Genomic DNA, 17,906 nt, shown 5'->3' on the forward strand with positions numbered 1-17,906 from the left:
TATCTTCATTAGCATGCCTAATCAGCCCACGCGCCGATCGGCGTCCGGTGGGCTGCTGATCGCGGTGCTCGCCGCCGCGGGTATCAGCGTCTCGCTCATGCAGACCCTGATCATCCCGCTCATCCCGCAACTGCCCGCGCTGCTCGACACCAGCGGAGCCAACGCATCGTGGGCGATCACCGCGACCCTGCTCACCGGCGCCGTGGCCACCCCCATGCTGGGCCGGCTCGGAGACATGTACGGCCCCAAGTGGATCCTGGTGCTCTGCGCCGCGCTGCTGTTCGCCGGATCGCTCGTCGCCGCCACGACCACCTCGCTGATCCCGCTGATCATCGGGCGCGGGCTGCAGGGATTCGGCGCCCCGGTGATCCCGCTGGGCATCAGCGTGCTGCGGGCCGCGCTGCCACCCGAACGGGTGGCCTCGGCGATGGGGTTGATGAGTGCCTCACTGGGGGTCGGCGGTGCGCTCGGCCTGCCGTTGTCGGCGGTGATCGCCGAGCAGTTCAACTGGCATGCCCTGTTCTGGTGCTCGGCCTTCCTCGGCCTGGCCTCGGGCATCCTGTTCGTCCTGCTGGTACCTGACCTGGCACCAGTGTCATCCGATCACCGCTTCGACCCCCTGGGTGCTCTCACGCTGGGGATCGGGCTGGTGATGCTGTTGCTGCCGATCTCCAAGGGCGGGATGTGGGGCTGGGGCAGTGTCACCACGCTTGGCCTGTTCGCGGCGGCCGCGGTGACCTTCGGGGTGTTCACCTGGTGGCAGTACCGGGCGCCCTCGCCGATCGTGGACATGCGGACCACGCTGAAACGTCCGGTGCTGCTGACGAATCTGTCGTCCATCGCGGTGGGCTTCGGAATGTTCGCGTTGTCGCTCGTCGGACCGCAGCTGCTGGAGATGCCCCGGGAAACGGGATTCGGGCTGGGACAGAGCATGATCGCCACCGGCCTGTGGATGGCTCCCGGTGGGCTGGCGATGATGGCAGCCGCACCTGTGGCCGCCCGGGTCGTGGCCGCGCGCGGGCCGAAGATCGTGTTGGTGATCGGCAGCGTGATCATCGCCGCGGGCTATCTGGCGGGCACCGTCCTGCTGGGCACCCCGGTCGGGGTGATGGTGCTCGGCCTGATCGTCAGCTTCGGCGTCGGGTTCGCCTTCGCCGCCCTGCCCGCCCTGATCAACGCCGCGGTACCGGTGTCGGAAACCGCGTCGGCCAACAGCATCAACTCACTGGCCCGGTCACTGGGCACCTCGACCTCGAGCGCGGTGATGACCGCTGTGCTGGCCCAGATGACCGTCACGGTCGCCGGGCACGCGCTGCCGTCGCTGGGTGGGTTCCGCGTCGCCCTGTTGATCGCCGCGGTCGCGGCGGCCGGTGCGGCCCTCATCGCCATGGCGATACCGAAAGCGCCCCGGCCGGGCGAAACGGAACCGGACGGGGCGCTTTCAGAAGCGGCTGAGCGTTTGGTCTCAGAGGGTGGCGATCTCGTAGCTGTCGAGCTGGCCCACCAGCGTCCGTAGCTGATCGGAGGACGAGCCGAGGGTGTGCTCGATCGCGGTCAGCCGGGCGGCGTAGTGGCCGACCGGGTACTCCGCGGTGACACCGATGCCGCCGTGCAGCTGGATCGACTCCTGTGAGATGTGCCGGCCGGACCGTCCGATCTGCAGCTTGGCGCGGGCCGCGATCACGGGGTCGAGCTCACCATCGGCGATCGACATCGCCGCGTAGTTGCCCATGCTGCGCGCCAACTCCAGCGACATGTACATGTCGGCAGCGCGCTGGGTCAGGGTCTGGAACTTGCTCAGCGTGACCCCGAACTGCTTGCGCTGCTTGAGGTAATCGGTGGTCAGGCGCAGCGACTCGTCCATCACGCCGACCGCCTCGGCGCACAGGCCGGCCGAGATCCGCACCAGCGCATGGCTGATCGCGGCACTGGCATCGACGGCCTCGCCGAGGGGTTCGGCGGGCGTGGCATCCAGGGTGACCTGGGCACCCCGCTGGCCGTCGAAGGTGCGGTAGCCCTGGCGGGTGACGTTCGCGGCGTCGACCAGGAACAGTCCGGTGCCGCCATCGGGAAGGGCGGCGCTGACGATCAGGGTGTCGGCGACGTCGCCGGCCAGCACCGGGTTCTTGGTGCCGCTCAAGGTCCACCCGTCGCCGCTGCGGGTCGCGGTCGTCGTCACGCCGGCCGATCCGCGCACGCCCGGTTCGGTGTGGGCGAAGGCCAGGATCCGCTCGCCGGAGGCGACTTCGTCCAGAAGTGCGCGCTGAGCGTCGGTACCCGCCTCGGCGATGATCGCCCCGGGACCGATCGCTCCGTGCAATACCGGCTCGGGTGCCAGTCGGCGCCCGATCTCGTTGAGCACCACCATGATCTCGATCTGGCCGCCGGAGTCCTCATCGAACCCCAGTCCCAGAACGCCGATCTCGGCGAGTTGTCCCCAAACCTGACGGTCGAATCCGGGCTCGGATTCCACCACCTTGTTACGCTTTTCGGTGTCGTAACCCGACAGCAGGTCACGGGTGGTGTCGGCCAGCAGGGTCTGTTCGTCGGTCAGCTGAAAGTCCATGGCTCAACTCACAATCCGAGAATGGTGGACGAGATGATGGTGCGCTGCACCTCGTTGCTACCGCCGTAGATCGACGTCTTGCGGTAGTTGAGGTAGTGCGGGGCGGCGTTCTGGGCCCACTCGGGTGAGGCGATGTCGCCGGCCTCGTAGGGCAGCGCGTCGGCGCCGGCCACCTCGACGAGCAGCTCGGTGGCGGTCTGCTGGAGCTGGCTGCCGCGCAGCTTCAGCACCGACGAGGCCGGGCTGGGCTTGCCGTCGGCAGAATCCGAGGTCACCCGCATCTGGGTGAGTTCCAGTGCCAGCAGGTCGTTTTCGGCTTCGGCCAGGCGTGCGGCGAAAAGCGGATCGGCCAGCAGGCCGTTGGCCGCGGCGCGTTCCTTGACCTCGGCGAGCCGAACCTTGGTGCGGGCCACCTGGGCGATGCCGGTCCGCTCGTTGCCGAGCAGGAACTTCGCGTAGGTCCAGCCCTGGTTCTCCTCACCGACGAGCTGGTTGGCGGGCACCCGGACGTCTTCGAAGAACACCTCGTTGACCTCGTAGCTGCCGTCGACGAGCTTGATCGGACGCAGCGTGACACCGGGGGTGTCCATTTCGAACAGCAGGAACGAGATGCCCGCCTGCTTCTTGGGCGCCTGCGGATCGGTGCGGACCAGGCAGAAGATCCAGTCGGCGTGCTGACCCAGCGTGGTCCAGGTCTTCTGACCGTTGACCACGTAGCTGTCGCCGTCGCGCACCGCGGTGGTGCGCAGCGAAGCCAGGTCGGAGCCGGCCTCTGGCTCGGAGAAGCCCTGGCACCACCAGATGTCGAGCGCCGCGGTCGGCGGCAGGAAGCGCTCCTTGACCTCCTGCGAGCCGAACTCGGCGATCACCGGTCCGACCATCCGGGCGTTGAAGGTCAGCGGCTCGGGGACGCTGGCCAGCTGCATCTCGTCGAGCCAGATCTGGTGTTGGTTGGGCGTCCAGTCCTTACCGCCCCACTCGACGGGCCAGTTGGGCACCGCGAGGCCGTGCTCGTGGAGGATTTTGTGCGCCGTGACGATGCCCTCTTTGCCGAGTGGCAGCCCGAGCCGGTTTCGCTCGCGAATCTCGGCGGGAATCTTCGTCGTGTAGAAGGTGCGCAGCTCATCGCGGAAAGCTGCTTCCTCCGGTGTGAGCGCCAGTTGCATGACCGTCTCCCTGTCGGTGGATCTGTCTGCACACTAAACCACCCGGTTGGTTGGGCCTACCGCGGTCTGCGTCTAGCGAACCAGCCGGCGCAACAACGACGAGGCGACGGCCACGCCGAGCACCGCCGACGCGATCAGCACACCGATGTCCAGCGTCCAATTGGTCGGGGTGCCGATCAGCAGCCCGCGCAACGCGTTGACCTCGTAGCTGAGCGGATTGACGGTGGACAGCCAACGCAGCCAGGTCGGCATGATGTCGACGGGATAGAGCGCATTGGACGCGAAGAACAACGGCATGGTGATGGCCTGGCCGATCCCCATCAGCCGGTCCCGCTTCCGCACCAGCCCGGCCAGTGTCATCGACAGACAGGCGAAGAACGCCGCGCCCAGCGCCACCACGGCCATCGCCGCCAGGATGCGCAGCGGGTTGACCGTCATCGCGATCCCCATCAGATAGGCCAGCAGCACGACGCCGAGCACCTGCACCACCGAGCGCACCCCAGCCGCGAACGCCTTGCCCGCCACCAGTGCCGAAGCCGGCGCCGGGGTGACCATCAGCTTGGCCAGGATCCCGGCGTCGCGGTCCCAGATGATCTGGATGCCGTAGAAGATCGAGATGAACAGGGCCGACTGGGCGATGATCCCGGGCGCCAGAAAGGCCAGGTAGGGCACGCCGCCGGTGTCGACCAGATGTAACCGGCTGAAGGTCTGGCCGAAGATCAGCAGCCACAGCGCGGGCTGCACCATCCGGGTGAACAGCTCGGTGCGGTCGTGGCGCAGCTTCTGCAGTTCGACGAGGGCGAAGGCCGACATCCGCCGGGCCATCGCCCGGACCCGGCGCATTCCGCGCGGGGCCAGGACCAGAGCGTCAGCTGACACGGCGGGCCGTCCTGCGGGTCGCGCGCACCTCGCGCATGGCACCGGGCTGTTGCCCGTCGTCGGTCAGATCGGAACCGGCGTAATACCGGAATACGTCCTCGAGCGTGGCTTCCCGGGCATCGGCGGCCTTCGGTACCCGCTCCTTCAGTTCGGCGGGCGTCCCGAGTGCCTGCAACCGGCCGTGGTGCATGAGGGCCACCCGATCGCAGAGCGCGTCGGCCTCACCCATGTAGTGCGTGGTGAGCAGCACCGTCATGCCGAACTCGTCCTGCATCCGGCCGACCTGCGTCCAGACGCTGTCGCGGGCGATGGGATCCAGCCCGACCGTGGGCTCGTCGAGGATCAGCAGCAGGGGCCGGTTGACCAGTGCCTGGGCCAGCTCCAGGCGGCGCACCATGCCGCCGGAGTACGTGCCGGCCACGGCATCGGCGACGTCGAGCAGTTGCATCGACTCCAGCGCCTGGTTCACCCGCTCCTTTCGTTCGGCGCGGGGCACGTCGTACAGCCGGGCGAACAATTCGACGTTCTGTCGGCCGGTGAGTGCCGCCTCGATCGAGAGTTGTTGCGGCACATAGCCGATGTTGTGCCGGATGTCCATGGTGTGCCGGGCGGCGTCGAGGCCGAGGATCCATACCTCGCCCTGCTGCACCGGCGTCAGGGTGGTCAGCACCCGCACCGCGGTGGTCTTGCCTGCCCCGTTCGGGCCGAGCAGTCCCAGTGTCTCGCCGCGATGGACCTGAAGGGTCAGGTCGTCGACGGCGGTGAACGTGCCGTACCGGTGGGTCAGGTGCCTGCAGTCGATGGCCGGAGTGCTCACTGTTCCCCCTTCTCGCCCTCGTGCAGCAGCCGGGTGAGTTCGGTCATTGCATCCAATCCGTTTGCCAGGTCCGCGATCTGGCCGTCATCGAGCTGCGCCAGCGCCGCCGCCAGCGCCGCCCGGCGGGCAGCCCGCGACTCGTCGGCAATCGCCTGTGCGGGTGAGGTCAGGCGCAGGCGGACCACCCGGCGGTCCGCGTCGTCGGTGGTTCTGGTCAGTAGTCCGTCGGCGACCAGCCGTGACACCAGCGTGGACGCGCTGTTGGGAACCAGGCTGAGCTCGGCGGCCGATTCCCGCACCGAGATGTCCGGCCGGCGTCCGACCAGGCGCAACAGTTCGGCCTGGGACTGGGTCAATCCGGTGGCGTCGAATCCGCCGCCGGTGGATCGGCGCAGCTGCCTGCGGAAGCGGCCGACGACCATGAACAGCTCGCCGACGAGATCACGCTGTTCCTGCATGTTTCCCACAATACCTCTGTAGCAGAGGTATTTGAAGACGAGAGGCCGCCCGGTGAACATTGGATGAACCGGCTCGGTTGAGGATCGGGTGGCGCGGCGAAACCGCTGTGAGGCCGCAGCCGTGGCCGCAGGGTAGTTGCCGCCGCTCTTCGGCTCGTACCCCCCAGCCCGCCCGGCCGGTGACATCGAACAAGCGCTCAATGTCTACTTAGGCGACCACGGCTGCTACATGCTCAAGGTACCAGACTTCCTGGTTAGGACAGGGACATCCGCCCGATGAGCAACTTCTTGAATTGACGTTCAATCTGATTCTGATTGCAGTACCAGGACGGCGCGGGCATCCACTTTCACCGCATTGCCGGCGGCCACCGCATCCCGTGTGGAGTTTGCCGAAGTGCTGATCGCGGGAATCCACCGGCCGGCGAATTGTGCCGGTGGTACGACGAACTCGATCGGCTCGTAGTGGGCGTTGAAGCACAGCAGGAACGAGTCGTCCACCACGCGTTGGCCCCGGACATCCGGATCGGCGATGCCCTGCCCGTTCAGGTACACGGCCACCGACTTGGCATACCCGGTCTCCCAGTCCTCGGCCGTCATGTCCGAGCCGTCGGGTGCGAACCAGGCGATGTCGGGCAGTCCCTCCGTGCCCGCCTCGCGTACCGGCCTGCCGTCGAAGAACCTGCGGCGCCGGAACACCGGGTGTGCCGCGCGCAGCGCCGACACCGAGCGGGTGAACTCGATCAGATCGGAATCGGCAGTGTCCCAGTCGATCCAGGAGATGTCGTTGTCCTGGCAGTAGACGTTGTTGTTCCCGTGTTGGGTGCGCCCGAGCTCGTCACCGTGCGAGAGCATCGGAACGCCTTGGGAAAGAAGCAGAGTGGCCAGGAAGTTGCGCTGCTGGCGGGACCGCAACGCGTTGACCTCCGGATCGTCCGACGGACCTTCGGCGCCACAGTTCCACGACTTGTTGTTGCTCTCCCCGTCGCGGTTGTCCTCGCCATTGGCCTCGTTGTGTTTTTCGTTGTAGGACACCAGGTCACGGAGGGTGAAACCGTCATGGGCGGTGACGAAGTTGATCGAGGCGAACGGGCGGCGGCCGGTCTGCTCGTACAGATCGGCCGAACCGGTCAGCCGGTAGGCGAACTCGTCGAGAGTGGCCGGCTCGCCCCGCCAGTAGTCGCGCACGGTGTCGCGGAATTTGCCGTTCCACTCCGTCCACTGCGGCGGGAAGTTGCCCACCTGGTAGCCGCCAGGGCCGACGTCCCACGGCTCGGCGATCAGCTTCACCTGGCTGACGATCGGATCCTGTTGCACCAGTTCGAAAAACGCGCTCAGCCGGTCCACGTCATAGAACTCCCGGGCCAGCGTCGCGGCCAGGTCGAAGCGGAAGCCGTCGACGTGCATCTCGGTGACCCAGTACCGCAACGAGTCCATGATCAGTTGCAGTGAATGGGGGTGGCCGACGTTGAGACTGTTGCCGGTACCGGTGTAGTCCATGTAGTACTGCTTGTCGTCGTCGACCAGCCGATAGTAGGCGGCGTTGTCGATACCGCGCATCGACAGTGTCGGCCCCAGGTGGTTGCCCTCTGCCGTGTGGTTGTAGACGACGTCGAGGATCACCTCGATGTCGTTGGCGTGCAGTTCGCGCACCATGGCCTTGAATTCCTGGACGTGACCGCCGGGGGTGCCTGCCGAACTGTAGCGGGGGTCCGGCGCCAGGAATCCGATCGTGTTGTAGCCCCAGTAATTCGACAAGCCCTTCTCGGCGAGCGTGGAGTCATCCACGAAGTGGTGCACCGGCATCAGTTCGATGGCGTTGACCCGCAGCGCTTTCAGATGCTCGATGATCACCGGGTGGGCGACGGCAGCGTAGGTTCCCCGCAACTGCTCGGGGATGTCGGGGTGGGTCTGGGTCAGACCCTTGACGTGGGCCTCGTAGATGACGGTGTCGGCGTATTCGTGACTGGGCGGGTGATCGACACCCCAGTCGAAGTACGGGTTGATCACCACGGCCTTCGGCATGCTTGCCGCCGAGTCGTCGTCGTTGCGGCTGCCCGGGTCGTCGAAGTTGTACGAGAACAGCGGCTGCCCCCATTCGAAGGCGCCTTCGATGGCCTTGGCGTACGGGTCCAGCACGAGCTTGTTCGGGTTGCAGCGCTGACCCGACGCCGGGTCGTACGGTCCGTGTACCCGGTAGCCGTAGCGCTGACCGGGTTCGATCCCGGGAATGAAACCGTGCCAGACGAATCCATCCACCTCGGGCAGCGTCACCCGGGTCTCGTTCAGCACCCCGGATTCGTCGGGGTCGAACAGACACAACTCGACACGGTCGGCGACCTCACTGAACAACGCGAAGTTGGTCCCCGACCCGTCGTAGGTGGCGCCGAGTGGGTACGGCCTGCCTCGCCACGTTTCCAAGGTCACGAAATCGACCATACGGCGCTCGGGGGACTGTGGCCGGACGAACGGGCGGCGGTACGTTACCGGGGTGACCGCCGATGCCGAGAACCCGGAGTACCGGACCCTCCGGGTCACAGTCGACGATTCCGTTGCGACCATCACGTTGGATCGCCCGCAGCAACGCAACGCCTTCGGCGGCGGCATGCGCGAGGAACTGGCCGAGGCCTACCGCCGTTGCGACGGCGACGACGCCATCCGGGTGATCGTGCTGACCGGTGCGCCTCCCGCGTTCTGCGCCGGCGCGGACCTCGGCGCGGGCGAGCAGACCTTCACCGAGCCCGGTCAGGAATTCAGCGCCGCGGGCCTGGCTGTGCCTGCGTGGAGTCTCGGCAAGCCGGTGATCGCCGCGGTCAACGGGCACGCCATCGGAATCGGCCTGACCCTCGCATTGCAGTGCGACATCCGGTTTTTCGCCGCGGATGCGCGCTACGGCGTGGTGCAGGCCCGTCGCGGCATGGTCGGCGACGCCTACTCTCACTGGGTGCTGCCTCGGATGGTGGGCCTGGCCAACGCCGCGGAGATCCTGTTGACCGGAGCCACATTCGACGGGCACCGCGCTGTCGAACTCGGTCTGGGCAGCCGGGTGATGGCGGCCGATCAGGTGCTGCCCGCCGCGCTCGAACTCGCGCACGACATCGCGGTCAACACCGCGCCGATGTCGGTCGCGGCCAGCAAGAGGCTGCTGTGGGATTCATATGACCTCGACCGGGCGGGCGTCGGTGCCCGGGAGACCCAGATCCATCTGCGCCTGATGGCGCACGACGACGCGCGCGAAGGGGTGCGGGCCTACGTCGAGCGCCGGGACCCGCGCTGGACCGGACGTCCCGTCGACCCGACTAGCTGATTTCCACTCCCGCACTGCGAAGTTCGTCGAGTGCGGCCGTAGAGCTCTCGGGTGCGACACCGGCGGTCAGACCGGTGAGCACCCGCGTGCGCAGCCCGGCCCTGACCGCGTCGGCTGCGGTGGCCGCGACGCAGTAGTCGGTGGCGATGCCCACCACGTCCACCGCTTCCACGCCACGCCTGGCCAGCCAGTCCGCCAGCGTCGTCCCGGAGGCATCGATGCCCTCGAATCCGCTGTAGGCCGCCGAATGGTGGCCCTTCTCGAACACCGCCTCGACCGCGGACGGATCGAGATCGGGGTGGAACTCCGCTCCAGCGGTCTCGGCCACGCAGTGCCGCGGCCATGAGACTTTGTAGTCGGGGGTGTCGGAGAAATGCCCGCCCGGGTCGATGTGGAAATCTTTGGTGGCCACGACATGGTCGTAGCCGTGGTCGGAGGCCAGCAGCGCGGTGATGTCCCGCGCGACCGCGGCACCCCCGGCGACCGCCAGCGAGCCGCCCTCGCAGAAATCGTTCTGCACGTCCACGACGATGAGTGCCCGGGTCTGCCTCGGCGTCATGACTGCGACGCTACCCGCCGAACAGCAGATACAGCCCGGTGAAGGTGTAGCCGACCATCACCAGCATGGTGGCGAGCTGGCCGGTGAGCTGATGCTGTTTCGGCAGCAGGCGCAGGGCCCGGTCGTGTGCCGCGATCACCCCGGCGACGTGCCCGGCCAGGACGAATCCGACCTTGAGACTGGCCAAAAGCGTTGGGTGAGCGGACAGGAAGTAGCTGACCTGCACATCGTGGAGCCCGAACAGCAGGATCAGCGTCTGCTGACCGCGCTCCACCAGATAGGACAGGTAGTGCGCGAACACGTAGCCGATGACGATGGGGATCAGGGAATGTGCCATCAGCCCCGGCAATTCCCGTCGCAACCGGCGATCGACCCCGCCGGTGGTGCGGGTGGCCGCCCAGAACGTGACGGCCACCGTGGCGGCGAACACCAACAGGCCCGCGGTGCGGATCAGGCTGGAGCCCATGGGGGATCCGGAATGCGCATCGACGAAGTTGCGCCACTGGGGCATTGCCGAGAAGCTGTCGAACGCGGTGGACCCCAGCAGGACCGCCAGCACGGCGACGAGCCCCGGCCGCACCGGCAACGACGGCAGGTGGTCGAACGGGTTGCCGAGCACGATCCGACCGTCGTGGCGGCGCAACGGCGACAGCCTCGAAGCGACAGTGCTGTACACCTCGAACGGGTCGGCGCTCTCCAGCCAGCGCTGCCCGCAGCCCAACGCGCCCGCGAGCGTCACCGCCAGGTAGACCAGCAGCCAGTTACGAATGGCCGCAACCGATCCCGGATCCGGACTGGCCAGCTCCAGCCAGACGAAGGCGAACAACCCCGCGGCGGCAGGCCAGTAGCCGAGCCGTTCCGGATAGCGGCGGCGGTCGGGGCCCGGCAGGAACCGGTACAGCGCGCGGACGGGAGAGATCAGCCGCCACACCGGGCCGAACAACACCGAGGCCGCGACCAGGCCCACCCACAGCAGGACGTAGAAGACGCCAGGCAGCGGGTTGGCGCCGGCCGGCCGGGTGAACGCGGTGTACGCCACCCAGCCGGTGAGGGCGAGCGAGAGCAGCCCCACCACCCAGCGCGTCACGGCGGCGTCCACGGTCGTGGTCACCCAGGCCGGAAGTGGCAGGCCCGGCTTGTCCGGATCGAACCTGGGCCGCCGCCAGGCCAGTGCCACCACCGCAAAGGTGAACGTCAGCGTCCACGCCGCGCCGATCAGCGCATAGGTGTAGGGGATCGGGAGATCGGTCGAACCACCCAGGCCATGGGCCAGTACCGCGGTCGACCGGGGCGTCACTGCTGCACTTGCACGCTGGCGACCGTGCGGTTCAGCTGATGCAACTCGATGTCGACGGTGCCGGGTACGTCGACGGTGAACTGGAACTGCTGGCCGTTACGCGGCTCGATCTTGAAGCTGTGCTCGGGATTGGAGTGCACATGCAGCTCGTCGGCGGCGTCGCTGTTGACCCGCACCACGATCGGCTCGCCGACCTTGCCCTGCAGGCGCTGGTTGGTCGGGGTGACCTCGCCGGCCTTGATGGTGACGTCGATCAGCAGCCTGGTGGGCGCCTGCTGCTGGTTGGTCATGTCCGACGGATTCACCGTGGTGGCCGAAGGAGCGGCCGAACCGGCTGGGCCGTCGGTCTTCTGAGACTCGCCGGAGCCGCCACAACCGGCTGTCACCAGGGCGAGAGCGGACGCCAGGACGATGACACTGCTTTTGAGGTTGATCACGGTGAACCATCTTCGCCTGAGAGGTCCGGAGTTTCTTCTTGAGCGTCATCTTGGGCTTCGTCGTCGCCGCGGCGCCTGTCCCGCATGGCGACGTACACCACGACCCCTACCACGACAAGGGCCGGAGCGAAGGCGGGCAACGCCAACAGCAACGTGTGGTCGGCGAGGATCATGTGAGCCCGGCGGGTTCACGTCCCGCGGCCAGCTCCCTGGCATTGATCCGGCCGGCACCCCAGGTCAGCCCTGCGATCAGGATCAGCGTGCAGACCAGGACCACCAGCGAGGCCACGTTGTACAGCCAGGTCGGGTGGTCGAGGTTGCGTTCGCGCTGCAGAATCGTGATCTCCTGCACGAAATCCCGGGTGCTCGAGGACAGCGCAGGCGTCTCGGCGGCACCGATACCCGGATCGGCAGGCAGGAAGATCGGCACACCGGCCATCGTGGTCCCGTCCTGCACGCGCAGCAGGGTCTTCCAGCTGCCCGACACCGGGATGGGCTGCGTCGAGCGGTAGTGCCCCGGGCCCACCTTCTCCAACCGGTCGATGATCAAGCCGCGATGGTTGGCCAGGCCGCCCTGCCACGCCAGGATCGACACCCACTCCGGGTCGTCGCCGATCAGGTCTGCCGGGGTGATCTGAACGTCGGCGGAGGCCATCCGGTGCCCGTTGTCAGCCGGCAGGTCCGTCAAAGTGATGGTGGCGGTTGCATTTTGCGGAACTTCGGTACGCAGTCCGTTGGCGACCGCGCCGCCGATCACCAGCACGGTGGCCACCACGATGGAGATCCCCACCGCGGGGCGGGGCAGTGGCTGACCGGTGAGCACCAGCGCCAGCAGCGCGCCGCACAGGCCCATCGCGACGGCCACCGGGATGGCCATCGCCAGCGCCTCGCCCCACATGCTGGTGGGCCATGGGTAGTGATACACCGCGCCGATCCACAACGATTCCAGCCACAGTCCGACGGTCGCCACACCGAGGCCGCCCACCGCACCAAAAAGGATGGGCCGCTTGACAAGTGGGGTCAGGGCAAGCAGCTCGACCACCAGTGCCGGACCGAGGTAGAGCGCGAACCAGCTCGTCGGCGCACCGAGTACCGGGCCGACGATGAAGGCCACGGCGCCGCGCAGGGCTATCGCGAACCCGGCGGCGATCAACGCCGCTCCCGGGCCCAGCACCAGCCGGGCCGCGACGGCCGCCAGGGCGGCCGCGGCCGCGATCATCATCGGCTGCAGTACCAGGCGGAACTGCTCGACGCCGAAGTCGTATTCGATCTGGAACACCGACAGCCCGATGAACAGGCCGCCGAAGGACAGGAAGTAGAGGAACTTGTTGAACTTGCTGTCTTCGGCCATGCCTTCCGGGCCCATTGCCACCCGGCCTTCGTGTTCCAGCAACAACACGGCGATCAGCGACAATCCCGCACCGCCGATGAGCATCAGATGGGTTGGGCCCCAAAGGGTGACGTCCTGGCCGAAGATGCGGTGCCAGACATCGTCGAGCGGGAACCCGATGAGCGCGTAGAGCCCGCACAGCGCCATCAGGACACCGCCGACCGGGGCGTACCAGGTGCGGGTTATCCGGAGGGCGGCCGGGCCGGGCTTGTCGTAGGGCAGCACGATGGCCATCGAGCCGGCGATGAACAGCAGGAACAGACCGATCAGGATGAAGTAGTGCGCCGGGTTGGCCAGGGGGCCCGCGTCACGTCCCTTGCCGATGTGCAGGCTGACGTCCCAGATGAAACCGAACAGCGCGCAGATGATGGTCGCGGTGAACAGGAACACCTGCAGCGCGACCCACGGCGGCCGGTGGAACTTACGGCCCAGCCATTCGGCGAAGTTGTTCAGCCAGGAGATGCGCCGGTTGCGGTGCAGGTAGCCGATCCACAGCAGAGCGACCGTGACGATCAGGGCGACCACCGACATCCCGATCACCTGATCGAGTGCGGCACCACCGCCTTCCGTTCCGGCGGCCGCGGTGAGCGTGACATCCGATGAGCCCATCATGACCTCCGGTCAACCGACTGTGTGTCGGTGACTGATGTTGCCAGAACAGGGCGGCTCCAAACAGACGTTCCGTCAGCTCCATGGAGTGACGGGACGATCCATTCGCTCACCGTCGACGAATACGTCGACCCGCTCGTCGAAGAAGCAGATATGGTCGCGGACCTGCACCGCGTCGATCAAGGGCTCGTGATAGGACCAGGCCAGATCGGCAGGTCCACCGGGCAGCGAATAATAGGTGGCCCGTCCCTTGTACGCGCAGTAGGTGACGGTGTCGCTCACGTCGAGAACAGCGGTCACGTCTTCGCGCGGGAGGTAGTGGCGAGTGGGCAGACCGGTCTCGAACAACAGCATGGGACTGGCGGATTCGGCCAGCACCTTGCCGTCGAGCTCGATGCGGATGCGGCGGCGGCTGCGCCGGATGTCGATCCGGTGGAACGGATCGTGCGGGTGCGCGACGATCGGCTCGTCCTCCTCGCGCCATTCGAAGGTCGCGAAGTCCAGGATCACGTAGCCGGCCAGCTCGGGATCGTCTGGCTGATACGCCGCGGCGGCGCCGGTTTCGTCGCCGGCGATGACGTCGAACGCGGTCCCTGGACAGGTGTGCGCGGTGAACGGCACCGACGGATCCAGGAACCCGGGGATCTCGTCGTCACCCACATCCCCGCCGGCCGGGACGAGTTGCGCCGTCAACGCCGAACGCGGCACCGCGTACGTCGGTACCACCCGCCGCGGCTCCCAGATCAGGACCGCCGCACCGGTGTCGGCGACCGGTTCACCGCCCAGGCAGATCCGAATTCGTTTGGCAGTGGGCTGGTATCGCAGAGCATCCAGGTTGCGACCCAGCAGATCGCCCATTTTCACTGCCATCCGGCCATTATCGACTCCGACGGCAGCGGCTGTCTGCTACTTGACGTCCACGTACACCGTGCGTGTGGTGACGGCGCTGAGCGTGTCCGTGCGGCTGAAGTTCGGCCCGGGCCGCACTGCGACGACCGAAGCCTGATCCAGCGGAGACGATCCCAGGCGGTTGACGATCACGGTGTAGCCCTGGGACTGAAGTTGCCTGATGGTCTGCTGGGCATTGCTGGGGCCGCTGGGCGCGGCGGCGGCGATGCCGGCCGATGCGATGACGGCGGCCGCCAGCCCACCGACGACGGCGGCGACGGTTCGTGACTTCCCGATTGTGTTTCGCACTGGAGTGTCCTTCTTTGTTTCCGGTATTCGCTACGCTGCGGTATGTCCGGTAGAACCGGCAGCTCAGAAGCTTTAGTTCCGATGGCAGAAATTGATCGACCCGATGACCGGATCTGTGTGAAGCCAGGGAGATTGGCGGCCCTGCGGCTGCGGCAGCGCGACGGGATCACCTGTGGTCCGACGGTCGCGGTGGTGGCCGGCGCCATGCTGGATCACACGTACAGCGCGGAGTTGCTGAACCCCGACGGCGAGGCCTGGTTCGCCGCCGAGCAGGGCCGAATTCACGCCGCCGTCAACCGAATCTGGCCACGAAGACTGGGGACCACGCCCGCGGGGATGGCCCGCGCGCTGACCGACCACAGTGCGAAACGCGGAGTGGCCTACCGATGGCGGCACTTCCGCGGTGCCCGGGACGCGTTGTCGGATGTGCAGAACGCCGTCGCTGAGGGCTGGCCGGTGGCGATGCTCATCGGCGAGCGCGGGATTCCGCGGCACTGGGTGCTGATCGTCGGCGCGGGCCAGGATGTCCTGGAGTGCTACGAACCGTCGTCGGGCAAGGTGCTACCGGTCGATGTCGCGGCCGTGCGGGGTGCCAGGCTGACCGGGCTGGGTTTCCCACGGCCCTTCGCCTTTGTCCTACCGTCGAAGCATGGCCCGAAAGTATGCGACCGCTGACACCGTGGGTATCGGCGAACTCCTGGACTTCGTTCGACCGCGACACCACATGGTGCTCACCACGTTCCGCGCTGACGGCTCGCTGCAGACCTCACCGGTGACGGGAGGGGTGGACGATCAGTGCCGCATCGTGATCGCCAGCTATCCGCAGCGGGCGAAGTCCGCCAATCTGCGGCGCACGCCCAGGGCCAGCGTGACGGTGCTGTCCGACGAGTTCAATGGTCCGTACGTGCAAGTGGACGGCGATGCCGAGGTGATCGAACTGCCGGAGGCGGTGGAACCGCTGGTCGACTACTTCCGTGCAGTCGCCGGAGAACACCCCGATTGGGACGAATACCGGCAGGCGATGGTGGACCAGGGCAAGTGTCTGATCCGGGTCACGCCGGTGCGCTGGGGCCCGGTTGCCACCGGGGGCTTCCCCCCGGGCTGACCGCAGGCCGACGCGTTGCGTTGGCTAGCAGGTCAAACTATAGTCTGGACACATGTCCAGAGGGTTCGGAGTCGACGCGTGAGCGTGTATTCCCAGCTCAGCACGTCTCCGGCCGTCGGGTGAACTGATTATGCGTATCGCGTTGCTGTCCTATCGGAGCAAGACTCACTGCGGTGGCCAGGGCGTTTATGTGCGCTATCTGAGCCGTGGGCTCGCCGAACTCGGCCATGACGTCGAGGTGTTCTCCGGCCAGCCCTACCCGGAGGGGCTGGACCCCCGGGTCACGCTGACCAAGGTTCCGAGCCTGGACCTCTACCGCGAGCCGGACCCGTTCCGCGTGCCCAAGCCCAGCGAGATCCGCGACCGTATCGACGCCCTGGAACTGGCCACGATGTGGAGCGCCGGGTTCCCGGAACCACGGACCTTCACCATGCGGGTCGCCCGGATCCTGGCCGAGCGCCGCGACGAGTTCGACGTCGTCCACGACAACCAGAGCCTGGGCTCGGCGCTGCTCAAGATCGCCGAGAGCGGCCTGCCGGTCGTGGCCACCGTGCATCACCCGATCACGCGGGACCGGGTTCTCGAGATCGCCGCCGCCAAGTGGTGGCGCAAACCCCTGGTGCGGCGCTGGTACGGCTTCGCCGAGATGCAGAAGAAGGTGGCCCGCAGAATCCCCGAGCTGCTGACCGTGTCGTCGTCCTCGGCCGCCGACATCGCCGAGGACTTCGGGGTGACGCCGGATCAGCTGCACATCGTGCCGCTGGGGGTGGACACCGAACTGTTCAAGCCCAGCGATCGGCGGGTGCCCGGCCGCATCATCGCGATCGCCAGCGCCGACGTCCCGCTCAAGGGGGTCAGCCATCTCCTCCATGCCGTGGCCAGGCTGCGGGTGGCGCGCGACCTCGACGTGCAGCTGGTCTCCAAGCTCGAACCGAACGGGCCGACCGAGAAACTCATCGCCGAGCTCGGCATTTCCGACATCGTGCACAGTTCCAGCGGGCTGAGCGACGAGGAGCTCGCCGCGCTGCTGGCCTCCGCCGAGGTGGCCTGCATCCCGTCGTTGTACGAGGGCTTCTCACTGCCCGCCGTGGAGGCCATGGCCAGCGGCACCCCGATCGTGGCGAGCCGCACGGGTGCACTGCCCGAGGTGGTCGGCGACGACGGTGCCTGCGCCCGGCTGGTGCGCCCGGCCGACGTCGACGAGCTGACCGCGGTGCTCGGTGAACTGCTCGACTCGCCGTCGGAACGGCGCAAGCTCGGCGCCGCCGGACGGCAGCGGGCACTCGACGTCTTCAGTTGGGAATCGGTTGCCGCGCAGACGGTATCGGTGTACGAGATGGCCCGGGACCGGGCAGGAAAGGTGACGTCATGCTGACCGTCGATTTCGATCGTCTCGGTGTCGGACCGGGCACCACGGTGATCGACGTCGGCTGTGGCGCCGGCCGGCACACCTTCGAGGCCTACCGGCGTGGAGCCGCTGTGGTCGGCTTCGACCAGAGCGTGTCCGACCTCAACGACGTCGACACGATGCTGCAGGCGATGCGGGCAGAGGGCGAGGTTCCGCTGTCGGCCAAGGGCGAGGCCGTCAAGGGCGACGCGCTCGACCTTCCCTATCCCGACGCCAGCTTCGACTGCGTGATCGCCTCGGAGATCCTCGAGCACGTCCCCGAGGACGACCGCGCCATCGCCGAGCTGGTGCGTGTCCTCAAACCCGGTGGCTCGCTGGCCATCACGGTCCCGCGCTGGCTGCCCGAGAAGGTCTGCTGGCTGCTGTCGGACGAATACCACGCCAACGAGGGCGGACACATCCGCATCTACAAGGCCGACGAGCTGCGCGACAAGGTCCTGGCGCACGGGCTCAAGCTCACCCACACGCACCACGAGCACGCGCTGCACGCGCCGTACTGGTGGCTCAAATGTCTTGTCGGTACCGAGAAGAACGATCACTTCGCGGTCAAGGCCTATCACCAGCTGCTGGTGTGGGACATGATGGGCCGGCCCTGGGTCACCCGCACCGCCGAATCGCTGCTGAACCCGGTGATCGGCAAGAGCGTGGCCATGTATTTCGTCAAGGCCGACCTCCCCGCGCAGGAATCGAACGGGTAGGCCGCAGCGGTGCTAG

General features: G+C 67.3%; 18 protein-coding genes. 6 read left to right on the top strand and 12 right to left on the bottom strand.

Annotated features, from left to right (window positions below):
• Window positions 1-13 precede the first annotated feature (13 nt).
• On the top strand, window positions 14-1,516 hold the full coding sequence (locus tag ACNQR1_RS03305; RefSeq protein WP_418043988.1) for an MFS transporter: 1,503 nt from the start codon (window positions 14-16) through the stop codon (window positions 1,514-1,516).
• On the opposite strand, the gene ACNQR1_RS03310 is transcribed toward ACNQR1_RS03305, so the two are convergent.
• The 6 genes from ACNQR1_RS03310 to glgX all read right to left on the bottom strand — a co-directional run bounded on the left by ACNQR1_RS03310 (window position 1,466) and on the right by glgX (window position 8,322).
• Window positions 1,466-2,566, bottom strand: coding sequence for an acyl-CoA dehydrogenase family protein (locus tag ACNQR1_RS03310; protein ID WP_418043990.1), 1,101 nt, complete (start codon window positions 2,564-2,566; stop codon window positions 1,466-1,468). The genes ACNQR1_RS03305 and ACNQR1_RS03310 overlap by 51 nt on opposite strands.
• A gap of 8 nt (window positions 2,567-2,574) precedes the next feature.
• Window positions 2,575-3,732, bottom strand: coding sequence for an acyl-CoA dehydrogenase family protein (locus ACNQR1_RS03315; protein ID WP_418043992.1), 1,158 nt, complete (start codon window positions 3,730-3,732; stop codon window positions 2,575-2,577).
• Between the two features lie 72 nt (window positions 3,733-3,804).
• On the bottom strand, window positions 3,805-4,557 hold the full coding sequence (locus ACNQR1_RS03320; RefSeq protein WP_418050261.1) for an ABC transporter permease: 753 nt from the start codon (window positions 4,555-4,557) through the stop codon (window positions 3,805-3,807).
• Between the two features lie 43 nt (window positions 4,558-4,600).
• Window positions 4,601-5,428 (bottom strand): ATP-binding cassette domain-containing protein, encoded by an 828-nt coding sequence (locus ACNQR1_RS03325; protein ID WP_418043994.1) that lies wholly within the window; start codon window positions 5,426-5,428, stop codon window positions 4,601-4,603.
• The gene (locus ACNQR1_RS03330) at window positions 5,425-5,886 is read right to left on the bottom strand and encodes a MarR family winged helix-turn-helix transcriptional regulator (protein ID WP_418043996.1); all 462 of its coding nucleotides are present in this window, start codon (window positions 5,884-5,886) and stop codon (window positions 5,425-5,427) included. The genes ACNQR1_RS03325 and ACNQR1_RS03330 overlap by 4 nt, the downstream gene beginning before the upstream one ends.
• 300 nt (window positions 5,887-6,186) lie before the next feature.
• Window positions 6,187-8,322: a glycogen debranching protein GlgX gene (glgX, locus tag ACNQR1_RS03335; protein WP_418043997.1), complete on the bottom strand. Its 2,136-nt coding sequence runs from the start codon at window positions 8,320-8,322 to the stop codon at window positions 6,187-6,189.
• A gap of 52 nt (window positions 8,323-8,374) precedes the next feature.
• Between glgX and ACNQR1_RS03340 the strand changes: the two genes are divergently transcribed.
• Window positions 8,375-9,190 carry an enoyl-CoA hydratase/isomerase family protein gene (locus tag ACNQR1_RS03340; protein WP_418043999.1) on the top strand — a complete coding sequence of 272 codons (816 nt, stop codon included), beginning with the start codon at window positions 8,375-8,377 and terminating at the stop codon, window positions 9,188-9,190.
• Here the strand turns inward: ACNQR1_RS03340 and ACNQR1_RS03345 are convergent.
• The 6 genes from ACNQR1_RS03345 to ACNQR1_RS03370 all read right to left on the bottom strand — a co-directional run bounded on the left by ACNQR1_RS03345 (window position 9,183) and on the right by ACNQR1_RS03370 (window position 14,667).
• On the bottom strand, window positions 9,183-9,749 hold the full coding sequence (locus tag ACNQR1_RS03345) for an isochorismatase family protein (RefSeq protein WP_418044000.1): 567 nt from the start codon (window positions 9,747-9,749) through the stop codon (window positions 9,183-9,185). The genes ACNQR1_RS03340 and ACNQR1_RS03345 overlap by 8 nt on opposite strands.
• 10 nt (window positions 9,750-9,759) lie before the next feature.
• Window positions 9,760-11,046, bottom strand: a complete 1,287-nt coding sequence (locus ACNQR1_RS03350; protein WP_418044002.1) for a hypothetical protein — start codon at window positions 11,044-11,046, stop codon at window positions 9,760-9,762.
• The gene (locus ACNQR1_RS03355; RefSeq protein WP_418044004.1) at window positions 11,043-11,483 is read right to left on the bottom strand and encodes a hypothetical protein; all 441 of its coding nucleotides are present in this window, start codon (window positions 11,481-11,483) and stop codon (window positions 11,043-11,045) included. The genes ACNQR1_RS03350 and ACNQR1_RS03355 overlap by 4 nt, the downstream gene beginning before the upstream one ends.
• A 169-nt stretch (window positions 11,484-11,652) precedes the next feature.
• Window positions 11,653-13,482 carry a hypothetical protein gene (locus ACNQR1_RS03360; protein WP_418044006.1) on the bottom strand — a complete coding sequence of 610 codons (1,830 nt, stop codon included), beginning with the start codon at window positions 13,480-13,482 and terminating at the stop codon, window positions 11,653-11,655.
• A 75-nt stretch (window positions 13,483-13,557) separates the two neighbouring features.
• Window positions 13,558-14,352 carry a DUF427 domain-containing protein gene (locus ACNQR1_RS03365; protein WP_418044007.1) on the bottom strand — a complete coding sequence of 265 codons (795 nt, stop codon included), beginning with the start codon at window positions 14,350-14,352 and terminating at the stop codon, window positions 13,558-13,560.
• Between the two features lie 36 nt (window positions 14,353-14,388).
• Window positions 14,389-14,667 (bottom strand): hypothetical protein, encoded by a 279-nt coding sequence (locus ACNQR1_RS03370; RefSeq protein WP_418050262.1) that lies wholly within the window; start codon window positions 14,665-14,667, stop codon window positions 14,389-14,391.
• Between the two features lie 129 nt (window positions 14,668-14,796).
• Between ACNQR1_RS03370 and ACNQR1_RS03375 the strand changes: the two genes are divergently transcribed.
• The 4 genes from ACNQR1_RS03375 (at window position 14,797) to ACNQR1_RS03390 (ending at window position 17,890) form a co-directional block, all read left to right on the top strand.
• A complete protein-coding gene (locus ACNQR1_RS03375; RefSeq protein WP_418050263.1) occupies window positions 14,797-15,354 on the top strand; it encodes a hypothetical protein in 558 nt (185 codons plus the stop codon).
• On the top strand, window positions 15,329-15,784 hold the full coding sequence (locus ACNQR1_RS03380) for a PPOX class F420-dependent oxidoreductase (protein WP_418044009.1): 456 nt from the start codon (window positions 15,329-15,331) through the stop codon (window positions 15,782-15,784). Before ACNQR1_RS03375 ends, ACNQR1_RS03380 begins: the two co-directional genes overlap by 26 nt.
• A 130-nt stretch (window positions 15,785-15,914) precedes the next feature.
• Complete coding sequence (locus ACNQR1_RS03385; protein ID WP_418044011.1) at window positions 15,915-17,159, top strand: glycosyltransferase family 4 protein; 1,245 nt, start codon at window positions 15,915-15,917, stop codon at window positions 17,157-17,159.
• Window positions 17,153-17,890: a class I SAM-dependent methyltransferase gene (locus ACNQR1_RS03390; protein WP_418044013.1), complete on the top strand. Its 738-nt coding sequence runs from the start codon at window positions 17,153-17,155 to the stop codon at window positions 17,888-17,890. Before ACNQR1_RS03385 ends, ACNQR1_RS03390 begins: the two co-directional genes overlap by 7 nt.
• Window positions 17,891-17,906 lie beyond the last annotated feature (16 nt).

It is taken from the genome of Mycobacterium sp. 48b (assembly GCF_048282725.1).
Classification (GTDB): domain Bacteria; phylum Actinomycetota; class Actinomycetes; order Mycobacteriales; family Mycobacteriaceae; genus Mycobacterium.